This window comes from uncultured Marinococcus sp., from assembly GCF_947493875.1.
In the GTDB taxonomy this organism is placed as follows: Bacteria; Bacillota; Bacilli; order Bacillales; family Marinococcaceae; genus Marinococcus.
The window spans coordinates 388,555-405,011 of record NZ_CANLSU010000002.1 but is presented as its reverse complement, the minus strand read 5'-3'; the positions used below and the strand labels follow the sequence as shown (position 1 = coordinate 405,011).

At 49.1% G+C, this 16,457-nt stretch carries 18 protein-coding genes and 1 pseudogene; 7 read left to right on the top strand and 12 right to left on the bottom strand.

Going from position 1 to position 16,457, the window contains the following annotated elements; all coding sequences use genetic code 11:
• The first annotated feature begins 76 nt into the window (after positions 1-76).
• Both Q0757_RS04925 and mqnE read left to right on the top strand, forming a co-directional pair.
• A complete protein-coding gene (locus tag Q0757_RS04925; protein WP_298785398.1) occupies positions 77-1,702 on the top strand; it encodes an aryl-sulfate sulfotransferase in 1,626 nt (541 codons plus the stop codon).
• Between the two features lie 217 nt (positions 1,703-1,919).
• Entirely contained in the window at positions 1,920-3,017 is a 1,098-nt protein-coding gene (gene mqnE / locus Q0757_RS04920) for an aminofutalosine synthase MqnE (protein WP_298785246.1), read from the top strand.
• A gap of 39 nt (positions 3,018-3,056) precedes the next feature.
• On the opposite strand, the gene dapF is transcribed toward mqnE, so the two are convergent.
• From dapF to Q0757_RS04905, 3 genes are all read right to left on the bottom strand, one after another.
• Positions 3,057-3,914: a diaminopimelate epimerase gene (gene dapF, locus Q0757_RS04915; RefSeq protein ID WP_298785245.1), complete on the bottom strand. Its 858-nt coding sequence runs from the start codon at positions 3,912-3,914 to the stop codon at positions 3,057-3,059.
• Complete coding sequence (locus tag Q0757_RS04910) at positions 3,911-4,165, bottom strand: hypothetical protein (RefSeq protein WP_298785244.1); 255 nt, start codon at positions 4,163-4,165, stop codon at positions 3,911-3,913. The genes dapF and Q0757_RS04910 overlap by 4 nt, the downstream gene beginning before the upstream one ends.
• A 66-nt stretch (positions 4,166-4,231) precedes the next feature.
• On the bottom strand, positions 4,232-4,468 hold the full coding sequence (locus Q0757_RS04905; protein WP_022794141.1) for a YuzB family protein: 237 nt from the start codon (positions 4,466-4,468) through the stop codon (positions 4,232-4,234).
• Positions 4,469-4,687: 219 nt separating this feature from the next.
• On the opposite strand from Q0757_RS04905, the pseudogene Q0757_RS04900 reads away from it, so the two are divergent.
• From Q0757_RS04900 to Q0757_RS04890, 3 genes and pseudogenes are all read left to right on the top strand, one after another.
• Positions 4,688-4,885: pseudogene (locus Q0757_RS04900) on the top strand (helix-turn-helix domain-containing protein); the annotation flags it as partial.
• 402 nt (positions 4,886-5,287) lie between these two features.
• Entirely contained in the window at positions 5,288-6,367 is a 1,080-nt protein-coding gene (locus Q0757_RS04895) for an NAD(P)/FAD-dependent oxidoreductase (protein ID WP_298785397.1), read from the top strand.
• A gap of 243 nt (positions 6,368-6,610) precedes the next feature.
• Positions 6,611-8,080 (top strand): alkaline phosphatase, encoded by a 1,470-nt coding sequence (locus tag Q0757_RS04890; protein ID WP_298785243.1) that lies wholly within the window; start codon positions 6,611-6,613, stop codon positions 8,078-8,080.
• Positions 8,081-8,124: 44 nt separating this feature from the next.
• On the opposite strand, the gene Q0757_RS04885 is transcribed toward Q0757_RS04890, so the two are convergent.
• Entirely contained in the window at positions 8,125-8,472 is a 348-nt protein-coding gene (locus Q0757_RS04885) for a DUF1462 family protein (RefSeq protein ID WP_298785396.1), read from the bottom strand.
• Between the two features lie 183 nt (positions 8,473-8,655).
• Here Q0757_RS04885 and Q0757_RS04880 point away from each other — a divergent pair, with 183 nt between their 5' ends.
• Complete coding sequence (locus Q0757_RS04880) at positions 8,656-8,898, top strand: NifU family protein (RefSeq protein ID WP_022793950.1); 243 nt, start codon at positions 8,656-8,658, stop codon at positions 8,896-8,898.
• A gap of 70 nt (positions 8,899-8,968) precedes the next feature.
• On the opposite strand, the gene thrB is transcribed toward Q0757_RS04880, so the two are convergent.
• The 5 genes from thrB to Q0757_RS04855 all read right to left on the bottom strand — a co-directional run bounded on the left by thrB (position 8,969) and on the right by Q0757_RS04855 (position 13,647).
• Positions 8,969-9,898 carry a homoserine kinase gene (gene thrB, locus Q0757_RS04875; protein WP_298785242.1) on the bottom strand — a complete coding sequence of 310 codons (930 nt, stop codon included), beginning with the start codon at positions 9,896-9,898 and terminating at the stop codon, positions 8,969-8,971.
• A complete protein-coding gene (gene thrC / locus Q0757_RS04870; RefSeq protein ID WP_091616396.1) occupies positions 9,891-10,958 on the bottom strand; it encodes a threonine synthase in 1,068 nt (355 codons plus the stop codon). Before thrC ends, thrB begins: the two co-directional genes overlap by 8 nt.
• Positions 10,959-12,260: a homoserine dehydrogenase gene (locus Q0757_RS04865; RefSeq protein WP_298785241.1), complete on the bottom strand. Its 1,302-nt coding sequence runs from the start codon at positions 12,258-12,260 to the stop codon at positions 10,959-10,961.
• A gap of 142 nt (positions 12,261-12,402) precedes the next feature.
• A complete protein-coding gene (locus tag Q0757_RS04860; RefSeq protein WP_298785240.1) occupies positions 12,403-13,173 on the bottom strand; it encodes a TIGR01457 family HAD-type hydrolase in 771 nt (256 codons plus the stop codon).
• A 15-nt stretch (positions 13,174-13,188) separates the two neighbouring features.
• Positions 13,189-13,647 carry a DUF86 domain-containing protein gene (locus Q0757_RS04855; RefSeq protein ID WP_298785239.1) on the bottom strand — a complete coding sequence of 153 codons (459 nt, stop codon included), beginning with the start codon at positions 13,645-13,647 and terminating at the stop codon, positions 13,189-13,191.
• A 156-nt stretch (positions 13,648-13,803) separates the two neighbouring features.
• On the opposite strand from Q0757_RS04855, the gene glpX reads away from it, so the two are divergent.
• A complete protein-coding gene (glpX, locus tag Q0757_RS04850; protein WP_298785238.1) occupies positions 13,804-14,775 on the top strand; it encodes a class II fructose-bisphosphatase in 972 nt (323 codons plus the stop codon).
• 26 nt (positions 14,776-14,801) lie between these two features.
• On the opposite strand, the gene Q0757_RS04845 is transcribed toward glpX, so the two are convergent.
• From Q0757_RS04845 to Q0757_RS04835, 3 genes are all read right to left on the bottom strand, one after another.
• Positions 14,802-15,113, bottom strand: coding sequence for a YutD family protein (locus Q0757_RS04845; RefSeq protein ID WP_366139515.1), 312 nt, complete (start codon positions 15,111-15,113; stop codon positions 14,802-14,804).
• A gap of 101 nt (positions 15,114-15,214) precedes the next feature.
• Positions 15,215-16,138 carry a lipoyl synthase gene (gene lipA, locus Q0757_RS04840; protein WP_298785395.1) on the bottom strand — a complete coding sequence of 308 codons (924 nt, stop codon included), beginning with the start codon at positions 16,136-16,138 and terminating at the stop codon, positions 15,215-15,217.
• A 214-nt stretch (positions 16,139-16,352) separates the two neighbouring features.
• Positions 16,353-16,457, bottom strand: coding sequence for a methionine/alanine import family NSS transporter small subunit (locus tag Q0757_RS04835; protein WP_022793941.1), 105 nt, complete (start codon positions 16,455-16,457; stop codon positions 16,353-16,355).

The following is a 16,457-nucleotide window of genomic DNA, read 5'->3' as shown; positions in this document are numbered from 1 at the left end:
GCAAATACTTTTATTTTGCTTATACTTGTGAGAAAGTTCCTATAATTTTAAGCAGGGAGGCATTTTTTTGAAGCTAATGACTTTTCTGATCCTGGCCCTTGCCGTTGGCTGGATCATTATTGCGGAAAACACCACCCAGACCGTTGCTTTTTCCATTTTCCAAAGCGCCTCCACCACAAGCAGTGAGACCAGTTTAATCGAAGAGCAGGAAAAAATGGAAAAGGAGTGGCGGCAGGAATATATTGACGGAAACCATACGTTTGACAATCCCATGGTAATCCAGGACCCCTACGGCGAAGCTCCGTTGACCGCCTTAACGAAATTTCGCACAGAAAACCCAAGCCGTATTACTGTAACTGTGGCCAGTCGCGGCGATGCACAGGACATTACGCATACATACCCTGCCTTTAACCAGGAGCACGAAGTCCCTGTTCTCGGGCTGTATCCCGGCACAGATAATGAAGTTACCATAGAAGCCGAGGACCGCCAGGGAAACGTTCAGGAGCAGACCGTTTCCCTGAAAACTGACGATACTCCTGCTTTCGCTCATAACAGAGAGGTAATAGAAAGCTCCCCGGCGGAAATGGAACCTGGTCTTACTTTCATAACCCCTGGCAAATCCAAGGCTTATGGAGTGGATGAGCAGGGAGATATTCGCTGGTACTCCTCCCGGACCGGGGGCTTTGTGTTTAAACGGCTCTCCAATGGCAATCTGCTGCTCGGGGCATCGCAGTCTGAGGATAAACGCAATGAGTATCTGTTTGAGACGGACATGCTCGGGAAGATTCAGAACCAGTACAAGGTTAACCTGCCCAATTACGAGGACACTAACGTCATTCACCACGATGCCATTGAGCTGCCTAACAATAATCTGTTAGTTACCGTGCATGACAACAGCAATGCTTATGAAGAGGATACTATGGTGGAAATCGATCGCGCTACCGGCGAAACGGTGGAAACGCTCGATTTAAAAGATATCTTCCCTGCTGAAGCGTACGAAGAATATTCCGGCCCGAACGAAAGTGACGGCGACTGGATGCATCTGAATGCCATTTGGTACGACAAGGAAAACAGGAGCATTCTTATATCCGGCCGCCATCAGAGCGCGGTCCTCAGCTTAACGTATCCTGAAATGAACATTAACTGGATTCTCGGGGCCCCTGAAGGCTGGTCTGCGGACATGGCCAAAAAAGTGCTGGAGCCCGAAAACGGTAATTTAAAATATCCCGGCGCCCAGCATGCCCCGATGATTCTTCCAGACCAGGATGACAATCCGGACACAAAAGACGTTCTTCTGTTTGATAACAACACGACTGTCACTCGCGGCGATGAATCCATCAGCAGAGACTACAGTCAGGGCATACAATACCGGATCAATGAAGAGGAAGGTACGGCAGAGACCGTGTGGAAATACGGAGAAGAACGCGGGAAAGACTTTTTCTCCAACGTGGTCGGTGATGCTGATTATATGTACGAAACCACGAACCGCCTGCTCACCTCCGGGTACCAGAAGGTGAATGACAGCTATCAGGCCACTATCGTTGAAACTGCCGGCGACACTGGGGAAGTAGTGTACGAGCTCGAGCTTTCCGGCATTAAAAAAGGCGACGGACGGGTAGTTTACCGATCGGAGCGGATGCCGCTTTATCCGGAAGCATGGAATTACTCTTCCGCCTCTCCTTCAGGTGCTTCTTCCGATTGAGGAACTGCTTTGGGCGTTGTTACTTTCCTTCCGGAATAGCACGATGTATAATAAGAAATTGAGCCCCGGAAATTCTTGTTAGTATGATGTCTTTCCCTGGCAGCATACCTTTTATATACCTAAACAGCAGATAAGATTCTGCACGGTGGTACGGAAGCCGCCTGCAGAACCGCTGAACTTCACAGTATTTCTTGTACATCGGAAAGGAAGGATTAATATGGCGATCACCTTGAATCGCGACGCCGACATGCAGCGCATTGCCGACAAAGTCCGAGAAGGAGAACGATTATCCATTGAAGACGGCCTCTACCTCTATGAAACAGCAGACCTGTTAACCGTGGCCCAGTTGGCAAATGAGGTGAACGAAAGAAAAAACGGGGATAACGTTTATTTCATCGAAAATATGTACATCAACCCGACCAACGTATGCGAAGCCAGCTGTTCGTTTTGCGGATTTAAACGTAAGCCCGGCGAGGAAAACGCGTATACGATGCATGAAGAAGAACTGCTCGAATACGTCGAGAAACGCTGGAATGACAACATCCGGGAATTTCACATCGTTGGCGGCCACAATACAGATGTGCCGTTTGAATATTATTTAAATACCGTCCGTGTGTTGAAAAAGCATTACCCACAGGCAAAGGTTAAAGCCTATACAGGAGCTGAAATCGAATTTTTTGCCCGTCACGCAGGGATCAGCATGCGCGAAGTCCTCGTAGAACTGCAAAAGGCGGGACTCGATACGCTTCCAGGCGGCGGTGCTGAAATTCTTACCGAGAACTACCGCGCGAAAATGAGTCCGGATAAGGCGACGACGTTTGAATGGCTCGAAGCTCACGAACTCGCTCACGATCTTGGCATGCGTACGCACGCCACTATGCTGTACGGGTCGATTGAATCGAAGGAGGAACGGCTCATTCATATGGACCGTGTCCGTGCCCTGCAGGACAAAACCAATGGATTCATGGTCTTTATCCCGCTTGCCATGCAGCCGCGCAAGCTCGATGCCGGCCTGCACCAGCGCACCTCCGCCTTCGATGATCTGCGGACTGTGGCGATTTCACGACTGATGCTTGATAACTTTGATCACATCAAAGCATACTGGATTAACATCGGTGCCCAGCTGACCCAGATGGCCCTCACGTTTGGCTCCGACGATATTCATGGCACTCTGATCGAGGAACGGATCTCCCATTCTGTCGGCGCGCTGACATCCCAGGGGATCACCCGTAAGGAACTGATCCACCTGATTAAAACTGCCGGAAAAACTCCGGTGGAACGGGATACCTTCTATAACATTGTTAAATCCTATTAAACGTACTAAAAAGAGAGCGGGCGCCCGCTCTCTTTTTGTTTATATTGATGCCCTTCTAGTTTCATAGTCCCCCGTGCAGATAACCTCAGCATTTCCCGTCATCAGTATATTTCCTGATGACTGCCACGTAATATACAGATCACCGCCGGGAAGATGCACAGTCACCTCTTTATCTTTTTCACTTTTTCCGGCTGCCACCGCGGCTGCCACCGCCGCACAAGCGCCTGTTCCGCACGCCTGGGTAATACCGGAGCCGCGCTCCCATACTCTAAAATCCATTACATCACTGCGGCGCATATGCACGAATTCAATGTTGGCCCCTTCCGGAAAGGCTTCGTGTGTTTCAAGCTCCGCGCCGGCTGCTTCCACCGGCGCCTGCTCTGTGTCATCCACGAAGATGACTCCGTGTGGATTGCCCATGGATACAGGCATCAACTGCCAGGAACGGCCTGCAGCTTCAAGAACCAGCTCGTGCTGACCCGAATTTTTAACAGGCACCTGGGCCCATTCAAATTCGGGAGCTCCCATGTCGACGGTCACCAGGCTTACGGTCTGACCGGTATTGTCCGGATGAACGGTGGCTTTCATCGTCCCTCCGAGCGTTTCAATCGTAAAACGCTCTTTATTAACATAACCATGCTCATAAGCATACTTGGCTGTGCAGCGCAGCCCGTTCCCGCAGTTTTTCGCTTCTGAGCCATCAGCGTTGAACACCTGCATCTTCACGTCTTCATGCGTCGACGGCCCGATCAGAATCAGCCCGTCTGAGCCTATTCCTTTATTTTTATCGGCTACCTGCCGGGCGAGCCTCGGCAGTTCATGCTCTTCCAGCGTTTCTTCAAATACATCAACATAAATGTAGCTGTTGCCAAGTCCGTGCATTTTTGTAAATTTCATGACTTTCTCTCCCTTCGTCTCAGCGGCTCTGTCGTCCATAAGTAATCTTCATCTGCAAATACAATATGCATGCGTTTATGACAGCACGGCATATTGATATATGTTTTTATTTCCTCTTTTGCCCATTCCAAATCCTTTAGTTTCATTGATGTTAATACGCTTCTTGTGCCGCAGTACGGACATTCATTAATATAAATATCTTCACCTATTTTGTCGTACGGCCATGTATTTTCAAAAGGAATGATATCCATTCTTTTCCCCCTCTTTAAACATTGAGAAAAAAAGCGTCTTCCCTTCTGCAGAAAGACGCTTTTGCATTAAAACATTGGGTTTTCTTCAAGATGAGTATAAATATTGGCAAGAAGATCTTTTTCATCTTCCCCTTCTACCGGCTCCCCATTCACAAGCGCGTACATATTCATAGAGCAACGGCCGCAATAGCCTAAGCATATATCTTCAATAACATCCAGATTCGGATCTTTTTCAAGTTCTTCCATTGCCCCGTGAGAGCCGTTCGCCAAATTACTCATGCAAAACTCAATAATTGGCCTCACCTTTCATCACCTCTTCCCGGGTTATACGAGTTTATATTAGTCGTCTGTGGCCGCTGCGTCAACCAATTCGTTTGAACGCACCGTTCACAAAATTGTTTGATATTTTTAAAATCGGTTGCCAAAGCAGCTGTATCTCTCTATAATCAAAATTGACCGCAGTCATTTTTACTGACTGCACAACCGAATCGTTCTCTCTATTGTAACTTTTTTATTTTGCAAATGCTTTCAGCTGCGCAGAGGGGGCATTCTATGAAACGAACGGAAAAACGAGAGCAGACACGTTCCCGCATTCTGCAGGCTGCTGTGCATTTATTCCAGGAAAAGGGCTTTGAGCAGACGACTGTGCAGGAAATCACGGCTTCAGCCGAAGTCGCCAAAGGGACTTTTTTCAATTACTTCCCTACGAAAGAGTCGATCATGCGTGCACTCGCAGAGGACCGGATGGTCCGGGTACAGGAATACATGCAGACGTATAAAATTCAGCGCATGACGCTCCCCTCCCGTATTCGCGCCTACGCCGGATATTTTTTAGGGGACTTTCACCTGAACCCTTCCCTCACCAGGCACATCTGGCGGCATGTGGTCGAGCATGACAGTGCTTTGCTTCGTACGTGGGAACAGCTTCTTGAGAGCGGTGTCCGCCAGCAGGAAATAGATCCTTCCATTTCTTCGACTCGATGGGCACACATCATCAACAGCTATTTTTACTATCAGCTATCCATCGGAGCTGAAACTGATCGCGAAGAACTACTTCATCATTTTATGCAGCTGGTCCACGCGGGCATAGACAGCATGCTACTCAAAGGGGGACAAGAAACAATGGAAAAAATTATCGTATTAGGTGGAGGCTACGGCGGGATGCGTTTTCTTCAGCGCGTGCTCGGCAGTGACCTCCCCCAGGATGTTGATATTACATTAGTGGATAAACTTCCGTACCACTGTATGAAAACGGAATACTATGCGCTTGCTGCCGGTACCGAGTCGGACCACGACGTGCGTGTTCCGTTTCCGGATCATTCCCGGTTAAAAATTCATTTTGGCACAATCGACCATATCGATATGGAAAATCAGATGGTGATCATGTCTGACTCTTCTTCGCTTCCTTATGACAAACTCATTGCCGGCCTTGGCTCAGTGGACAACTTTCACGGTGTCCCGGGAGCAGAAGAGCACTCCTACAGTATCCAGAGCATGGAAGCAACACGCCGAACATACGAAGCTATCAGCAACCTTCCGCCAAAAGCAGCTGTCAGTATTGTAGGCGCCGGACTCAGCGGCGTAGAGCTGGCCAGTGAACTCCGGGAGAGCCGCTCAGACCTTCACATACGTCTGTTTGACCGCGGGGAAACCATTCTTCCAATGTTTCCGAAGCGGCTTAGTAACTACGTGCAGAATTGGTTTGAAAAGCACGATGTTGAAGTGATCAGTAATTCCGATATCACCACTGTGACGGCAGAAGGCCTGTACAACCACGAAGACTGGATGCAGTCTGAAGCGATCATCTGGACTGCAGGTATTCAGCCAAACAAAATTATCCGCCAGCTTGATACGGAAAAAGACCGGAAGGGGCGCATTGTTTTGACCCCCCACCATCATTTAACTAACGATGAAAATATTTTTATCGTCGGGGACTGTGCCAGCCTGCCACACGCTCCAAGTGCCCAGCTTGCCGAGGGCCAGGCAGAACAAATCGCTACAATTATGAAAAAAAGATGGAAAAACGAATCGCTTCCGGAAACGATGCCTGAGATCAAGCTTAAAGGCACCCTCGGATCGTTAGGGAAAAAGCACGGCTTCGGTGTGATGGGCGGTACTGCCAAAGCAGCAGTGACCGGCCGCGTCGCCCGTCTGTTAAAAAGCGGCGTGCTCTGGATGTACAAAAACCATTCCGGCGTATAATAAACAAAATAATTTCATGTCCATCAGAAAGGGTCTGCCTATAATGCAGATCCTTTTTACGTCTTTAGGCACTAATTGATTTCCAGTAAGTAAATTATCATGCATAATATGAAAAATTTAGCAAATCGAAGTGATATTTGGCTAAAAAAATGAAAGGCTGTTGACGGATGCTTCCAGCCCATTTATTATTAACTAAAATTTCAAAAAATATCAAAAGTTATGAATTATTATGGGAGGGTCAGCATGTATTTTCCAAAAAAGTTAACTGTCGGGGTTCTCGCAGGAATGGTCATCAGCTCGGGGAGCCTTCTTCACGCAAATGGCTCAGCCAATGATAACGCTAATGAAAACGGAATTGAAAACAGCAGTAAAAATGCTAAGGAAGACGTCCCGGAAAATGTCATCGTAATGGTTGGAGACGGCATGGGAATGGGACAAATGGAGATCGCTTCTCTGCTTGAACATGGCAAAAAAGGTGAGCTGTTCATGGAATCGCTTGAACATACAGGCATGACCAGCACATATTCCGCCGATAACAACGTAACTGATTCAGCTGCTGCCGGCACCGCAATCGCTACCGGCACGAAAACAAACAATGGAAGCATTGGTGTTGACGAAGACGGCAATGAAGTGGACAGCATTTTGGATCAGTATCAGGACGACGGGAAAAAGGTCGGCGTTATTTCCAATAATACGGTCACCGACGCTACTCCAGCTTCGTTTACCGCAAGCGTGGCTGACCGTGGGAGCGAAGAAGACATTGCCGAGCAGCAGTACGAAGAGAAATATGATGTCCTGCTTGGGGGCGGCGGCGAATTTTTCGGAGCTGATGAGGACGAGAGCGAAGACAGGCTTGTGGATGAGTTTCAGGAAAGCGGCTATGAGTATGCGACTACCGAAGAAGAGCTGGAGGAAGCCGGCACTCCCGACAGGCTCCTCGGCCTGTTTAATGATTCGTACATGAACTATAAAACCGATAAAGACGACGTCGACAGCGAAGAGCCGTCTCTGCAGTCTATGACGGAAACAGGGCTGGACGTGCTCTCCCAGGATGATGACGGATTCTTTATGATGGTCGAAGGCGCCCGCATTGACCACGCTGCCCATGCAGCTGACGCTACGGGCGTATGGCAGGAAATGATCGAATTCGATCAAACCGTTGAACAGGTCGTTACATGGGCAGAAGACCGTGACGACACGCTCGTCGTTGTGCTTTCCGACCATGAAACACTTGGGATGTCCGCAACAGAAACCATGGATGTAGATGGCCTGAAAGACATTGAAGTGTCCCCGGAATACATGGCCCAGCAGCTTGAAACCCGGGAGGACTCTGATAAATATACCGATGAAAGCATTCAGCAGGTATTCTCGGAATACGCAGAGATTGATATAACAAATGAAGAATTAGAAGCCTTTCGTGCAAATATTGAAGACGATGCCGGAGAGGTCTACCCTGAATATCAGGTGGGCTGGGAAATCGGATCCATCATTGCGGATCACTACAGTGTAGGCGCACTCGACACCGAAATACGCGCGGAGAGTGATACCGGCGGGCACACTGGTGAAATGGTTCCAGTCTTTGCCGCGGGAGCCGGCAGTGATCACTTCAGTGGTTATATGGATAATACCGACATTAAAGGGCTGATCGAGGAAGCCTCTTCTGAACAAACTAACCCCGGCAAGGAAAACGGCCGCGGACACGGCAATAATTAAGCAGCACTAAATCTGTCAGCAGCCGGAAAAGACCGGACGGAGAATTAACCTCCGTCCGGCTTTTTTTGTTTTTTTAATTCTTCTGTCGCTCCCGGGGCCGGTGCTTTTGTTTTATCAACTTCCCTGTAAACAGCTTTGAGTCTTGGATTTCCTTCTGCCACTACTACTTCGTTCACCGTTACGAGCGGATAAAAGTATTCTTCCTGCCGGACCTTCTCAGCTACGGGGTCAGAAGCCGACCCCGGGTCTTCGATATCAATATGCTCTACACCTGGAGGATTTTCCGGGTACTTTCTTTGGACTGCAGCTTCGAGCCACTCTGCGGTCTCCCGGCTTGATGGAAGATTTACGCAGCTCGGGCACTTTTTTTCCGCCCCATAAACTTTTATCATGATCACACGCCTGCCTCCTTTTCTTTATCATACTATATCTGCGCTTTCTTCACTATTTTCTGTCCCCGGTTGATAATGATTGTCAAACAGCACCGGTTCATAGTAGAATGCATATATACGTGATGACATTTGAACATAACAGCCCGACGGTTTATAATAAAAGTATTGAAAGGAGAGATCAACATGCCACAAACGACAGAAGATATGCATGCACAGGTTCAGGAGGTTCTTGAAAAGCTCCGCCCCTTCCTGCTTCGCGATGGAGGCGACGTGGAACTTGTAGATATTGAAGACGGCATTGTTATGGTCCGCCTTATGGGAGCATGCGGCTCCTGCCCTTCCTCTACAATTACACTGAAAGCTGGTATCGAACGCGCACTCCTGGAAGAAGTGCCAGGAGTCAAAGAACTCGAACAGGTATTTTAATAGACGGTAACCGCAAAAAAGCTCAGGGTGCTAAATCCCCTGAGCTTTTTTATATGCTTTTGTTCCCTTTTCAAACTGAACCTGATACCCCGGCCGGCTGATTAACATAGTGTACGTTTGAGCCAAAGGGAGCCGGCTTGGCTGTTTCCACCCGGAAATCCGGATAATCCTCCTGAATCGCCCGTTTTACCTCTTCGCCTCTGCCGCTTGGTACGAAGCAGAGAATGGTCGGACCGGCACCGCTTAACGCAGCCCCGTAGGCCCCGTATTGCCGGATGCCGCTGAGCATTTCCTCGAGACCGGGTACCATATCGGCGCGGTACGGATGGTGAAAGACGTCCCGCACCATCATTTCCCCTGCCATCTTCCAATCACCCTTTAGAATAGCCGCAACCAGCACATTACTTACGGCGCTTCCGTGAATGGCTGTCGCGTAAGGAAGTTCGGAAGGCAGGGCTCCCCTCGCTTCTTTAGTCAGAAGCTCATTGTCCGGAATGGCAAGCACAAGGTCCACATCCGGTACACCGCAGTGCATCACATGCGTTTTTTCCTCTCCGTAGGCACCAACGATCAGTCCGCCGTACAGCGAGGGCCCGACATTGTCCGGGTGTCCTTCCCAGCCGCTTGCAAACTGCATTTTTTCTTCCTTCGACCGGTGCAGGCCGGCCATTTCGTCTGCCAGTTCAATACCGGCAATAATTGCCGAAGCACTGCTCCCAAGTCCCCTTGCGAGCGGGATATCACTTACCATTTCCACACGGCAGGGGGACAGTTCCACATCGTATTCAGCAGCATAAGCTGTCGCTGCCTGATAAACAAGATTATCTTCTTTATTTGGCAGGCTGCTGAGTTCAGGCGAATTCGAGAAAAATTCCCACTCCTCCGCCCGGTCGATGTAAAGCGTAAGATAGCGGTTGACTGCCAATCCTACAGAATCAAACCCTGGTCCTAAATTCGCTGAACTGGCCGGTACAGTGATCGACAATCTTTTATCAGCCACGAACGACTCCTCCCTTGATATGCTCCATAAATGCTTCTTCATTATTTGGAATAACCGTTGGTTTCACCGTCACTTTATCAATCGCTGTACTCGGATCCTTTAGTCCGTTTCCGGTAAGGACACATACGACCGAAGAACCTTTTTTGATCTTTCCGCTGTCGATTTGTTTTTTCAGTCCCGCCAGTGAAGCACAGGAAGCTGGTTCTGCAAAAACACCTTCTGTTTTGGCAAGCAGCTGATAAGCTTCAACGATTTCATCGTCTGTCACCATATCAATGCGTCCGTCTGACTCTTCGGTCACCCGGATAGCCTTATCCCAGCTTGCCGGATTACCGATACGTATAGCCGTAGCGATCGTTTCCGGATCTTTGACCACTTCACCGCGTACGATGGCAGCTGCCCCTTCTGCTTCAAAGCCAAGCATGTTCGGCAGGCCCGTCTGGTGCTGCTCGTGATACTCTTTAAACCCTTTCCAGTACGCTGTGATGTTTCCGGCGTTGCCCACCGGGATGCAGAGAGCATCCGGTGCTTTTCCGAGCGCTTCACACACTTCATACGCAGCCGTTTTCTGGCCTTCAATACGATAAGGGTTCACAGAATTCACGAGCGTGATCGGTTCTTTTTCACTGATGCTCCGGACGATTTCGAGCGCGTTATCAAAGTTGCCCTGGATTTCAAACACTTCTGCTCCGTACATGACGGCCTGAGCAAGCTTTCCGAGCGCAATTTTCCCTTCCGGAATGACAACGATCGTACGGAGGCCGGCTCTCGTGCCGTAGGCCGCTGCCGCTGCCGAGGTGTTTCCTGTGGAAGCGCAGATAATGGCTTTGCTTCCTTCTTCTTTTGCCTTCGCTACCGCCATCACCATACCCCGGTCTTTAAATGAGCCTGTCGGGTTGGTGCCTTCTGTCTTTACGTGAATGTTGACGCCCCATTCTTCTGACAGGCGTTCAAGTGGTATTAACGGCGTATTACCTTCATTCAGGGAAAGAGCTGGCGTGTTTTCTGTTACTGGTAAAAAATCTTTATACTGCTTTAAAAGTCCCTGCCAAGCACTCATTTAGCTTCCTCCCTCTACACGGTAGCTGCTTTTAATATCTATCACAACATCGAGACTGTTTAACGCCTTTTGCAGCCGTTTGTATACATCGAGTGATGTTGTATGCGTAATAATGACAATTTCTGCGGTGTTTACCTTTCCTTCCACCGGCCATTGGACAAGACGTTCAAAGCTTACATCCTCTTCAGCGAAAATCGAAGTAAGGGCCGCGAAGGTGCCGGTGGCGTCTTTCACATGCAGGCGGAGAAAGTATTTCGAAAATACTTCATTATCCGGCTTGATATGCTTTTCATTCAGCGGCTCCCCGACATGCTGGCCGCTGACGCCGAGGCGCATGTTGCGTACAGAAGTGACAAGATCCGAAACTACTGCTGTGGCAGTTGGAAGCGCACCGGCTCCCGGACCGTAAAACATTGTCTCTCCTACCGCTTCACCGTAAATATACACAGCGTTGTATTCGTTTTGCACCGAGGACAGCGGGTGGTCGTCCGGGAGCATCATTGGCTGCACAGCAAGCTCCACCTTCCCGTTTTTCCGTTCAGCCAGGCCGATCAGCTTTAACGTGTAACCCATCTGCCGGCAGTAGGCAAGATCATCTGTTGTAATGGATGTAATTCCTTCAACGGTAACATCGGAAAGCTCCACATTCATGGAAAAGCCGAGATTAGCCAGAATAGCTACTTTTCTCGCTGCATCAAGACCTTCGACATCTGCGGTAGGATCGCTCTCTGCAAATCCAAGCTCCTGCGCTTCGAGCAGAACTTCCTGGTAAGGCCGGTTGTCCTGGCTCATTTTGGTCAGCACATAGTTAGTCGTTCCGTTCACGATGCCCATCATTTTTGTAATCCGGTCAGAGGCAAGTCCTTCCGTAAGGCCCCGCAGTACCGGAATGCCTCCAGCTACACTCGCTTCATAAAACAAATCGCAGTGATTGTCTGCTGCGATCTTCAGCAGCTCTGCCCCGTGGAGGGCCATCAAATCTTTATTTGCAGTAACAACGCTTTTGCCCTTCTCCAGCGCCTGAGTAATATACTCTCTTGCCTGATCCACACTGCCCATCACTTCAATAACCGTGTGAATCCCAGGGTCACCGAGCACATCATCCGCCTCCAGCGTCAGCTGGTCTTCCCGCAAACTTACCTGACCAGTCCTCGGCTTTTCCAAATCACGTACCAGGGCTTTTTTTAAAAACACATCAGCACCCACCTGGTGCTGAAGCTCTTGTTTATGCTCTTCAAGCAGCTGAGCCACACCGGCTCCAACCGTTCCAAATCCAAGCATACCTACGGCAATTTTTTCCATTCCTGCTACACTCCTAACTCCCTCTGAAGCCTTTATTGCGTTCTTTATTTATATAATGTTTATTTTAGGTAAACAAATGTCTTTCTATAAAGGACATTATAACGATATTATTTTCAACTCGCAACCATTACAGCAAAAAAAGCTATAGATAATCCGCCCATTCTGCCAGTGTTTCCACCTGATAAGCAGGAGGAGTCTCTTTAGCTGCAGCAGCTTCCCTGCTGGTAATTCCTGTGTTCACATGAATTGTATCTATGCCTGCCCGTACCCCGGCGAGAATATCGGTATCATAATTGTCTCCGATTAAAGCCACTTCATCCTTGGACAGGCCGAGCGCCTGCATTGCCATGTCCACCATAATAGGCTGTGGCTTGCCGATAAAGATTGGTTTTTTCTGCGAAGCTGTCGTAACGACCGACGTAAGCGCGCCATTGCCAGGATGAAAGCCCTGCTCGGTGGGAACTGCCACATCTTCATTAGTGGAAATAAACATAGCACCGCTTCGTACCGCTACTGTCGCCTTACTCAGTTTATCGTATGTAATGCTGCGGTCCATCCCCATAACCACGGCATCCGGATTGGTTTCTGTAAAATAAAAGCCATAGCTCCTCATTGCTTCCTGAAGTCCCTGCTCTCCAACAACGTACACCGTGGCAGAAGGCGTCTGCTCATGTAAATACCTGGCTGTCGCAAGGGACGTTGTCATCACCTGATCCGCTTCGCATTTAACCCCCATGCCCGCCAGCCGTTCAGCCACTGTTTCGGGAGATGAGGTGGAATTGTTGGTCATATATAAATGCGGGATGCCTTTATCACGAAGCTGATTCACAAACCGCACAGCCTCCGGAATTGGTTCACTGCCCCGGTACATCGTTCCGTCCAGGTCAATTAAATAAGCTTTATACTTTTTCATGGCCGTTTCCCTCCTTTATTCCTTCGTATCCTTTTCCTCCGGCAGGAAGGCAGATACTGGACCGAGCTCTTCCTCAAGATAATTTCTTACCGACGGACTCACCTTCTCCACTGCTGGCTCCGCTTCTTCGAGCACCTGGCTGATTTCGGCAAATTCAATAGAAGTAAATTCCTGCACGAGCTTTTTCCTGAATGCCACCAGCGGCTTCAGCCGGCTGATTACCTCCGCTTCAAGCACCCGTTCATCTTCAAGGATATCGACAATATCTTCATAGCTGCCCGGGTCCCTCATAATAAAACCATCAATCATCTGATTGCCGACGTCTATCAGCGCTTCAATCCATCCGTGTGCGAGTCTTTCGAGCGCCAACTGCGTACCTGCCGTGCTTTCGTCCTTGATCTGGTTATATATACGCCCGAGCTGCTCCATATACTGCAGACGGTCTTCAATCTGTTTTCGGTCTACAAAATACATTCCTCTGCCTCCTTTTCTCCTTCTCTATGGTAGCATATCTCACCGCTTCTGCAGACAAAACCATCGCTGAAGACGGCCCATAAATATGGTACGATGGTTAAGCATTTTGCAGGCTTTACATATGCATCTTCTTACAGGAAAGGATGAAATCTATTTATGGATAGAGAATTGGCGCTTGAAATTGTACGCGTTACCGAGGCTGCCGCCGTTTCTTCCGCCCAGTGGCTTGGACGCGGCAGAAAAATAGAAGCGGATGATGCTGCTACGACTTCAATGAGATCCATGTTTGATTCCGTGCACTGCCGCGGAACAGTCGTAATCGGGGAAGGGGAGCTCGACGAAGCACCTATGCTCTATATCGGAGAAGAAGTGGGAGACGGGGAAGGCCCTGAGGTTGATATTGCTGTTGATCCGCTCGAGGGAACAAACATTGTTGCGAGCGGCAGGGCCAACGCTGTCGCTGTCATTGCCATCGGAGACCGGGGCACACTTCTTCACGCACCGGACATGTATATGGAAAAAATTGCTGTCGGGCCGAAGGCTGCAGGGAATGTCCGCCTGGATGACCCGATCGAGACTACCATCGATACAATTGCGAAAACAAGCAACAAACGGGTCCGGGATGTGACGGTTATTATCCAGGATCGCGAGCGCCATCAGCAGCTCATCGACCGCGTCCGGGCCAAGGGCGCGCGGGTAAAGCTGTTTGGCGACGGGGATGTAGGTGCTTCCATCGCAGCTGCGCTTCCGCGCACAGGCATTGATTTATTTCTCGGAACCGGCGGAGCTCCGGAGGGTGTCATCTCAGCTGCTGCCATTAAAGCACTCGGCGGGGACATGCAGGCCCGTCTTGTACCCTCAGATGCCGAAGAAAAAGAGCGCTGCAGAGTCATGGGAATTACAGACACAAGCAGGGTGCTTCAGCTCTCTGACCTCGTTAAAGGAGACGATGCTATTTTTGCGGCGACCGGCGTTTCAAGCGGTGAACTGCTTGACGGAGTCCGTTTTCTTGGAGGAGACCTGACCGAAACAGATTCCATCGTCATGCGCGCCAAAACCCGTACCGTCCGCTACATCAAAGCTCAGCATCACCTTGACTATAAACCTCATCTTCTTGCTGAAGAATAAACAAAAACCCCCGGCCCGGGGGTTTTTTACGTTACTGATTGTTCTGTTTCTTCCTCTGCTTCTTCCTTTTGCTCCTGGCGGACCTTCTTTAATACAAAATAGGCACAGCCAAAATTACAGTACTCCAGCAAGTAGTCTTCAAGGGTGCCAATTTTAAAATCGTGGGGGACTTTTTTGCGGTCGTTTTCAAAAAAACCGCGCATACGGAGCTGCTCATGCCCCCAGTCCCCAACGACATAGTCATACTTATTCAGCACTTCGCTGTAACGTTCTTTAAACGCTTCTTCATTCCAGCCGTCCCGAAAATCTTCAAGCAATTCATAACGCTGTCCCTGCACTCGAATCAATGAGCTCCCCCTCCTTTGCTGAGCCCTGCCCTTCCAAAAGAAAAACCAGCATCCGAAAAGAGGAACTGGTTTTTCCAGGGACGGTCTCTCATTTATTGGTACTTGCTTGCTTCCATCTGTACCTGTGCTTCGTTCACCTGCTCATCAGCATGATAGGAGGAACGCACAAGCGGACCGGATTCACAGTGGCTGAATCCTTTTGTCATCGCAATTTCTTTCAGCTCCGCAAATTCTTCCGGCGTATAATATCTTTGTACTTTTAAATGCTTCTTCGTCGGCTGCAGATACTGGCCGATCGTCATAATATCAACGTCGTGTGCCCGCAGGTCATCCATAGCCTGAATGATTTCCTCTTTTGTTTCTCCAAGGCCTACCATCAGGCTCGATTTGGTTGGAATATCCGGATGGAGCTCCTTGGAATACTGGAGGAAATCAAGGGAACGGCGGTATTTTGCACGGGCGCGCACCCGCGGTGTCAACCGTTCCACCGTTTCAATATTGTGGTTCAGAATGTTCGGTCTTGCCTCCATTAAAATGTCCAGGTTTTCCGGGGTACCGGACATATCTGATGGCAGCACTTCGATTGTTGTGCCCGGATTTTTCCGGCGGACGGCACGGATGGTTTCGGCAAACACTTCCGAGCCTCCATCTTTAAGGTCATCCCTCGCTACGGCTGTAATGACGACGTGCTTCAGCCCCATTTGTTCGACGGAATCCGCGACACGTTCAGGCTCGCCCCAGTCCAGTTCGTTTGGAAGACCGGTTTTTACAGCGCAGAAACGGCAGCCACGCGTACAGGTATCACCAAGAATCATGAATGTAGCTGTTTTTCTGACGGCCCAGCATTCGTGGATGTTCGGGCATCTGGCTTCTTCACATACCGTGTGAAGATTTTTCTCCCGCATCATTTTTTTCAGCCCTTTGTAGGACTCATTGGTGTTTAGTTTTATTTTCAGCCATTCCGGCTTGCGGACGTATTCTTCCGTTTTTGCCATGATGCTCTCACTCCCAGTTATGAATAATAAAAAGCCTGTTTATGCTCTATTTGTAGTATGTGTTTGATCAGACTGGCCAGCTTTTACTGTTTTCCTTTATACTTTAACACGTTCCACAGGTTCAGACAATTCATAGACGTTCTTCTTTACCACCCGCAAATCCGTTACCAGACGGGTACAGAAAAAGAAAGCATACAAAAAGCAGCCCGGCTGTTTTCTCCCGGACTGCTTCATTTTATTTTTGTTTCGAGGCTTTTTTTGCGTTTAAAAGACTTGCCACAAGACCGCCCCATATAATAACCATTCCTACGACCATTGTTATAATTGCTCCGGCTGTCAA